We start from the raw sequence: 3,518 nt of genomic DNA on the forward strand, positions 1-3,518 counted from the left end.
GCCTAGGCGAGGCACCGAGTGGAGGGGCAAGAGCGTTTTGCTTACTTTTGCGCTCTATCAAAAGTGAGCCGCCGTAAGGGCGGAACCCATACCCGCCATCACCCAAATAACGGATATACACCCCGCCACCTCTCCTAAAAAAACCGGACAATCAGCTCCCATCCCCCCCATGGGCCTCTTCAAAAAAGTAATCCTTCCAACTCCCAGCCTTGTTCTTCAATACCCCCAGCGCCTGCAACTTCTCGGCATAGATGTAAGTCCGCTGCGGCACGATGGTGAAGTCAATCTCCGGGTCCTGCACAATCTTCTCAACCAGGTCCAGCGGCAGCTTGGACTCCTCCACCCGGATATACGCCTTGGCCGCCGCAGGCTTGTCAGCCTTGATAATCTTCTCGGCCTCCGCCAGCGCGTCATAGAACGCCTTATACGTCTTGGGGTTCTCGTCGTGAAACTTCTCAGTGGTATAGAGCACGTTAAACGTAGCCTGCCCACCCAGAATGTCGTACGAACTGAGCACCTTGTGCACGTTAGGATTCAACAACTCCTGATACTGAAACGGCGGGCTGGAAAAGTGCGAATTGATCTCCGATCCACCCGCAATCAACGCGGCCGTAGCATCAGGGTGGGCCAGGCTGATCGAGATATCGTCGAACTTCTTGAAGTTGGCATCACCAAACTGCTTGGCTGTCTCAATCTGCAACGTACGCGACTGGAAGCCCACGCCAGCGGCAGGCACGGCAATACGGTCTTTCTCACTGAAATCGCTAAGCGTCTTCACGTTGGGGTTATTGGTCAGCAAGTAGTTGGGCATCGAGCCAAGCGAGGCGATGGCCTTGACGTTCTGCTTGCCCTTGGTGCGGTCCCACAAGGTCAACATCGGCGGCACACCGGCCGAGACCACGTCCAGGGCGCCCGCCAGCAGTGATTCGTTCATCGCCGTGGCGCCGGAAATGCTGTTCCATTCCACCTTGATGTCCAGGCCCTGCTCCTTGCCATGCTTTTCGATCAAGTGCTGGTCGCGCACCACGTCGAGGATCAGGTAGCCGATACCGAATTGCTGGGCGATGCTGATCTTGCCTTCGGCCTGGGCGCCAGGGCTGAGCAATGCGCTCGCAGCCGCCAGCGACGCGGCCAGGAGGGTCAGGGAGGAACGCTTGAAGGTCATGGAGGGGTCCACTGCGATAGCGAGAAGGTGATGGAGCGTAGCGGTCATTTTTAAGACATGAAAAGAATATCTAGCTCTATTCTTATGCCATTAATAAGCGAAGCTGACCTGCTATATTGCGCCACCGTTTATGCCGCCGTGAGTCGCCCGATGCTGCGCACCAACCTCAATGAATTGCTGATTTTCATGGCCGTGGTCGACGGTGCCAGCTTTGTTGCCGGCGGCCAGGCCATGGGGCTGACGCGCTCGGCAGCGGGTAAAGCCGTCATGCGCCTGGAAGACGACCTCGGCGTGCGCTTGCTGAACCGCACCACCCGCACCCTGAGCCTGACCGATGAAGGCCGCGCCCTCTACGACCAGGGCGTGCAGATACTGGCGGCGGTCGACACCGCGCAAAACACTATTGGCCAGCCCAGCGGCACACCCCGTGGGCTGTTGCGCCTGACGTTGCCCGACGCATTTGGGCGCCGCGTCGTGCTGCCACTGCTCGACGCCTACCTGAAAGCCTGGCCCGAGGTGCAGGTAGAGGTCAGCTTTACCGATCGCATGGCCGACATCGTCGAAGACGGCTTTGACTTGGCGATTCGCATTGGCGGCGAAAATACCGACCGGCAACTGGTCTCCCGCGTGGTCGCACGCTACCGCGCCTTACTGTGCGCAGCGCCCGCCTACCTCGCCGAACACGGCGCGCCTCGCGACGCCGATGCCCTCGCCCACCACGATTGCCTGTATTTCAGCAGCCGCACGCGCAAACAGAGCTGGCGCTTTCGCGATGAACAGGGTCAATGGTTCAAGGCGCCAGGGCACAGTCGCCTGCGCCTGGACAGCGGCGAAGCATTGCGCGACGCCGCCGTGGCCGGCATGGGCATCGCCCTGCTGCCGGACTTCGTCATCGCCGACGACCTCGCCAGCGGCCGCCTGGTGCCGGTGTTGCCGAACCTGGACGCGGGCGATGTGGAAATCCTGGCCATGTACCCGAGCAAGCGCTACCTGGAACCCCGCGTACGCCGTTTTATCGACGTACTGGCCGAGCAGTTGCCGGGCTGATCAATCCGCGTGGGCCACGGCCTTGATCTCGACGATCTGCGCGTCCGACGCCAGGTAATTCACGCCAACCAGCGTGGCCGCCGGGCGGTGCGTGCCGATGTACTCTTTCCATACCGCAACAACCGCGTCGAAGTCGCGCTTGGCGTGAACGAGGAAAATATCTACCGACGCGATATTTTTGCGACCGACGCCAAAGCCTGCCAACACGTGATCAAGGTTTTCCAGGGTTTTGCGGGTTTGCGCAGCAGCATCGCCATCGACGAATTCGCCTTCCAACGTGTGGGAAAACTGCCCAGCAATAAAGATCGTACCGTTGACGCTATAGCCCTGGCTGACGCTGTTGCCCTCTTCCCATGCAACGCCGTGGTTATAGACAGAAGTGTGAGTGCTCATAGTGCGTTTCCCGTGGGGTTGATTGGGGAAACTCTACCAAGGCCATTGGCGAATGGACGTCGACACTGAAGCGAGCACCGTTCGCGCAAAAAATCCCCATGGGCGCCGCTCGGCTGTTATTGTGCCGCGCTTTGAAATACTGCCGACTGACAGCGAGGAAATGGACGTTGAACACTGACGAAAAAATGACCGGAGACCTGTTCGAGGTTGATAAACGCCTGTCACTCAAACCCGTGGTGGACTTCAACGCCTACCTGCGCGCCGCATTCGGCGAAGGCCCGTGCACGTGCGTACGCTGCACCGCCGGCAACGGTGACGAAACCGGCTATGCGTTCCAGCACACCTTTACCTTCGACGCTAAACCCACCCACCGCCGCTTCGCCTCCACGGCGGGCAGTGATGTGTTGATGGCCTTGAAGAAGGCGTGGTTGTCGTACACCAAGGCTGAATTGCCGGCCAGTGGTGTGCTGGCGCTGGATACGGTGAAAGAGTTTGTCGAGCCGCAGTTGCACCGGCGTTTGGCACCGCTGTTTTTGGCCAGTGGGTTGGTCAAGGACGTTGACGGCGAGTTGCAGATTCAGCCGCAGGCTGCGTGATTTCGGCAGCCCCCAAAAATCAATGTGGGAGCCGTTGAGCCCGGGCGAGGCTGCGAAGGCGGCGGCAGCATTGCCGATGAGGATTGGGCGTTGGTTCGCTGAGTACATATCCGGTATTTGGGTGATGGCTTGTATGGGTTCCGCTCTTACAGCGGGTCACTTTTGAAAAGAGCCCAAAAGTAACCAAAAGGCTCTTGCCCCTCCACTCGGCACCTCGCTTAGGCTCGGTGTGCCCTCACTCCGGCTTGAATCCGTGGGCCGCCGTGACGGGCCATCCATGGCCCAACACGGCTAACCCGGCGTCCTGCCGGGTTACC

Annotated in this window: 4 protein-coding genes; 2 read left to right on the plus strand and 2 right to left on the minus strand. The window is 59.6% G+C overall.

All coding sequences use genetic code 11. The features are described from left to right. Window positions 1-151: 151 nt before the first annotated feature. Complete coding sequence (locus WBB95_RS19605) at window positions 152-1,165, minus strand: ABC transporter substrate-binding protein (RefSeq protein ID WP_424489082.1); 1,014 nt, start codon at window positions 1,163-1,165, stop codon at window positions 152-154. A gap of 150 nt (window positions 1,166-1,315) precedes the next feature. Between WBB95_RS19605 and WBB95_RS19610 the strand changes: the two genes are divergently transcribed. Beyond that, the gene (locus WBB95_RS19610) at window positions 1,316-2,212 is read left to right on the plus strand and encodes a LysR family transcriptional regulator (protein ID WP_424489083.1); all 897 of its coding nucleotides are present in this window, start codon (window positions 1,316-1,318) and stop codon (window positions 2,210-2,212) included. Here WBB95_RS19610 and WBB95_RS19615 read toward each other — a convergent pair whose 3' ends face one another. Next, entirely contained in the window at window positions 2,213-2,605 is a 393-nt protein-coding gene (locus WBB95_RS19615) for a RidA family protein (RefSeq protein WP_424489084.1), read from the minus strand. A gap of 167 nt (window positions 2,606-2,772) precedes the next feature. Between WBB95_RS19615 and WBB95_RS19620 the strand changes: the two genes are divergently transcribed. Continuing rightward, window positions 2,773-3,201 carry a hypothetical protein gene (locus tag WBB95_RS19620; RefSeq protein ID WP_424489085.1) on the plus strand — a complete coding sequence of 143 codons (429 nt, stop codon included), beginning with the start codon at window positions 2,773-2,775 and terminating at the stop codon, window positions 3,199-3,201. Window positions 3,202-3,518 lie beyond the last annotated feature (317 nt).

Source organism: Pseudomonas sp. (genome assembly GCF_049645325.1).
Taxonomy (GTDB): Bacteria; Pseudomonadota; Gammaproteobacteria; order Pseudomonadales; family Pseudomonadaceae; genus Aquipseudomonas.

Coding starts and splice junctions, on each gene's coding strand:
- WBB95_RS19610 (WP_424489083.1), top strand. CDS start 1,316: ATGCTGCGCACCAACCTCAATGAATTGCTGATTTTCATGGCCGTGGTC.
- WBB95_RS19605 (WP_424489082.1), bottom strand. CDS start 1,165: ATGACCTTCAAGCGTTCCTCCCTGACCCTCCTGGCCGCGTCGCTGGCG.
- WBB95_RS19615 (WP_424489084.1), bottom strand. CDS start 2,605: ATGAGCACTCACACTTCTGTCTATAACCACGGCGTTGCATGGGAAGAG.